Origin of the sequence: Streptomyces sp. NPDC050732 (assembly GCF_040654255.1) — a bacterium.
Classification (GTDB): domain Bacteria; phylum Actinomycetota; class Actinomycetes; order Streptomycetales; family Streptomycetaceae; genus Streptomyces.
This window is the reverse complement of record NZ_JBFAHP010000077.1, coordinates 1-3,696: the sequence shown is the minus strand read 5'-3', so window position 1 is coordinate 3,696 and position 3,696 is coordinate 1. Positions and strand designations below refer to the sequence as shown.

Below are 3,696 nucleotides of genomic sequence, written 5' to 3'. Positions count from 1 at the left end.
AAGGACATCATCATGGCCGGTGACATGGCCCGGATGAAGCACCAGGCGATCGTGGGCAACATCGGCCACTTCGACAACGAGATCGACATGGCCGGTCTCGCCGCGATTCCCGGGATCGTCAAGGACGAGGTCAAGCCGCAGGTGCACACCTGGACCTTCCCCGAGGGCAAGGTCCTGATCGTGCTCTCCGAGGGCCGGCTGCTCAACCTGGGCAACGCCACCGGCCACCCCTCCTTCGTGATGTCCAACTCCTTCGCGGACCAGACGCTGGCCCAGATCGAGCTGTTCACCAAGCAGGAGCAGTACCCCACCGGCGTCTACGTGCTGCCCAAGCACCTGGACGAGAAGGTCGCCCGCCTCCACCTCGACGCCCTCGGTGTGAAGCTGACGACGCTGCGCCCGGAGCAGGCCGCCTACATCGGCGTCGAGGTCGAGGGCCCCTTCAAGCCCGACCACTACCGCTACTGACGGTCGACCGGCCACCGGTCAGCCCCACTTCAGCAGGCCCTCGCCCCCGCGGCGGGGGCCTGCCCCTTTGAGAGCCTGTCTTTGAGCCCTGCCGACACCTACAGCTCAACGCAGAAACCCGACCGAGGACCAGGACCAAGCCCATGCCCCGCGGCCGATATTCGCTCCATGATCCGCACGATCACACCCCCCTCGGCGAAGAACACTTCCACTGCGCGCCCGGCCCCTCCGGCTGGCGTTATGTCTCCCAACGAACCACCCCCTCAGGCACCCCCGCCGGCTCCGTCGACCTCGCACTCGACGACCGTGGCCGCCCCATCCGCCTGGAACACCACGCAGGCGACTGGCAGGTCCGCGCCGGCGCCCTCAACGGCGTCACCTGGGTCCGTACCGACCCCACAGGCGCACACGCCACCGAAGACAACGCCCCCGCCCACGCGTTCACCGGCACATCCCCCGCCTTTCTCATCGCGACGGCCCGGCTCCTGCGCCTGACCACCGCTTCCCCCGCGACCCGCATCCGCCTGGTCGCCTTCACGGACCCGGTCCTGGCCCCCCGCACCCTCGACCAGTCCTGGACCTTGCTGAAAAGCGAAGCACACGCCACTGACAACGGCCCTCTGATCGTGGACGAGTACCAGGTCACGGCCCTGGACACCGGCGAACAGCACGCCGTCCACATCACCGGCGACGTCGTGCTCGCGGCCCCCGGCATCGAGCTGGAGCACCTCGAAACCCCGCCGTCGACCTTCACCTGACCGTCGCCCGGCCCTCGCCCGAGCCCGACACCGATCAGGCAGGCGGCTGGAACCCGGTAGCCGGACGAGACGCCTCGGCCCCCTGCTCGTCAGGAGCAGGACCGACGGGAGGCGGAGCAACAGGTGGCGGGTAGGCACCGCCCCCGGAGGCATGGCCAAAGCCACCCACAGCACCTGAGTCACCCACAGCACCTGAGCCACTCACAGCACCAAAGGTCTCCACACCACCAGAGCCCGCATCACCAGATCCCGCACCACCAGAGCCGACTCCACCGGCAGCCCGCCGCGAATCCCGCGTCTGCCGCTCATGCACCACGGCCGCCAGGTACGCGGCAGGCGGCACCCCGTGGGGCGCCGGAGCGCCGGTCCGTTCCGCCAGATCGCCGGCAAGCCGCTCCGCCATCGCCCAGCCCACCTGCGGATCCAACTGCTGCATCCGCGTCAGGTACTGCCGAATGGCCAGCCACAGACTCTCGGGCACCCCCGAGAGATCCAGCTCGGAGAACCGCCCCACCAGCCAGGGCGGCGGCGGAGGAACGAACGCCGCACGCCCCGCGGGCACCCGCTCACGCACGACCAGCGTCCCCGCGAACACATCCCCGAGCCGCCGCCCCCGCGCCGACACCAGCGACGCGATGCACGCGACGACCCCGAACGTCAGCAGGATCTCGACGACCCCGATGGCCCCTCGCACCAGCGCGTGCCGGAACCGAATGGGCCCCCCGTCGTCCCGCACCACGCGCAAGCCGCACGCCAGCTTCCCGAGCGACCGCCCATGGCTGAGCGTCTCCACGGCGATGGGCCCACCGACCAGAAGCAGCACGAAGCCGGCCACCGCGACCGCGGCAGCCGCGGCCTCGTCCAAGGAAGAAGTCGAGGCGACGATCCCGATGGTCACGCCCAGATACACCGCCCATGCCACGACCAGGTCGATCAGCACGGCCAGCGCCCGACTGGGCAGCTTCGCGGGCCGCAGCTCCAGCGCCACCGCCTCGCCCGTCACCAGCTCACTCACGCCGCCACCCCTTCCCTGCACTGCCGTAGGACTGGCCAGTCTGCCAAGCTGATGAATCACGCGCCGCAGTACGAGGAGCTACGAGGAGCAGGCAACCGATGGACCTCGACGTCTTCGTGTCGTCCCACCGAGCCGAGTGGGACCGACTGGAAGCCCTGCTGCGCCGCCAGCGCCGCCTCACCGGAGCCGAGGCCGACGAGCTGGTCACCCTTTACCAACGCACCGCCACCCACCTCTCCCTGATCCAGTCCACCGCACCCGACCCGCAGCTCACCGGACGCCTCACCCATCTGGTGGCACGCGCGCGTAGCGCCGTGACGGGCACACGCCGCGCCTCCTGGCGAGACGTGACCCGCTTCCTGACCCACGGTTTCCCCGCGGCGGTCTACCGATCCCGCCGCTGGTGGATACCCACCGCACTGCTCTCGACGGTCCTGGCAGCGGTGATCGGCTGGTGGATCGCCACCCACCCCGAAGTCCAGTCCACGATCGCCGCCCCCAGCGAGCTCCGGGAGATGACCCGCCCCGGCGGCCAGTACGAGACGTACTACTCCAGTCACCCCGCGACCTCGTTCGCCGCCCAGGTCTGGACGAACAACGCCCAGGCAGCGGCGATGTGTCTGGTTCTGGGAGCCTTTCTGTGCTTCCCCGTCCTATGGATCCTCTTCCAGAACATGCTCAATCTTGGGGTGGGCATCGGTCTGATGTCGTCGGCCGGCCGCCTCGACACCTTCCTCGGCCTCGTCCTGCCGCACGGCCTCCTCGAACTGACGGCAGTCTTCGTAGCCGCCGGCACAGGCCTGCGCCTCGGCTGGACCGTCATCGACCCGGGCCCCCGCACCCGCCGCACCGCCCTCGCGGAGGAGGGCCGCGCAGCCCTCGGCATGGCCATCGGCCTGGCCCTGGTCCTCTTCGTCTCCGGCGCCATCGAAGGCTTCGTCACCCCGTCGGGCCTCCCGACCTGGGCCCGCATCGCCATCGGAATCGGCGCCGAACTGGCATTCCTCGCGTACGTCTACGTGCTGGGCGGCAGGGCGGCCCGTGCGGGGGAGACGGGGGACCTTGACCAGCACGAACGCAGCGCCTCGCTCCCCCACGCAGCGTGATGTGCGTACGGCCCGTCTGACCTGCTAGTCTCCTCATCGCCCCGGAAAAACCGTTGACACGGAAGGACCGGGGAGGTAGATTCGAACAGTTGCCTAGAGCTGGACAAGTCCAGCGGCGGCAGTTAAAGTCTGTCTGCTTCTTGAATTTCATTGATCGAGAAGCCGCCCCCGATGATTCGGAATCCGAAGCCGGTAAGACCGGCCGAAAACTTCTGATAAAGTCGGAACCGCCGGAAAGGGAAACGCGAAAGCCAAAAGGCCGGAGCGGGAACCGGAAAGGCACCGAGGAAATCGGACACGAAAGAGTCTGATAGAGTCGGAAACGCAAGAACAAAAGAAACACCGAAGG

At 68.6% G+C, this 3,696-nt stretch carries 5 protein-coding genes; 3 read left to right on the top strand and 2 right to left on the bottom strand.

All coding sequences use genetic code 11. The features are described from left to right. Together AB0H82_RS36275 and AB0H82_RS36270 are read left to right on the top strand one after the other, a co-directional pair. The coding region (locus tag AB0H82_RS36275) for an adenosylhomocysteinase (RefSeq protein WP_362999809.1) at positions 1–468 on the top strand (468 nt) is incomplete at its 5' end. Between the two features lie 143 nt (positions 469–611). After that, positions 612–1,226: a hypothetical protein gene (locus tag AB0H82_RS36270; protein ID WP_362999808.1), complete on the top strand. Its 615-nt coding sequence runs from the start codon at positions 612–614 to the stop codon at positions 1,224–1,226. 34 nt (positions 1,227–1,260) lie between these two features. Here the strand turns inward: AB0H82_RS36270 and AB0H82_RS36265 are convergent, their stop codons facing one another. Then, complete coding sequence (locus tag AB0H82_RS36265) at positions 1,261–2,241, bottom strand: RDD family protein (protein ID WP_362999807.1); 981 nt, start codon at positions 2,239–2,241, stop codon at positions 1,261–1,263. Between the two features lie 98 nt (positions 2,242–2,339). On the opposite strand from AB0H82_RS36265, the gene AB0H82_RS36260 reads away from it, so the two are divergent. After that, a complete protein-coding gene (locus AB0H82_RS36260; RefSeq protein WP_362999806.1) occupies positions 2,340–3,347 on the top strand; it encodes a stage II sporulation protein M in 1,008 nt (335 codons plus the stop codon). A 122-nt stretch (positions 3,348–3,469) separates the two neighbouring features. Here the strand turns inward: AB0H82_RS36260 and AB0H82_RS36255 are convergent. Continuing rightward, a partial coding sequence (locus AB0H82_RS36255; protein ID WP_362999805.1) for a hypothetical protein occupies positions 3,470–3,696 on the bottom strand: 227 nt, incomplete at its 5' end.

Excerpts from the sequence above, each read along its gene's own strand:
- AB0H82_RS36270 (WP_362999808.1), top strand. The coding sequence starts at position 612 with ATGCCCCGCGGCCGATATTCGCTCCATGATCCGCACGATCACACCCCC.
- AB0H82_RS36260 (WP_362999806.1), top strand. The coding sequence starts at position 2,340 with ATGGACCTCGACGTCTTCGTGTCGTCCCACCGAGCCGAGTGGGACCGA.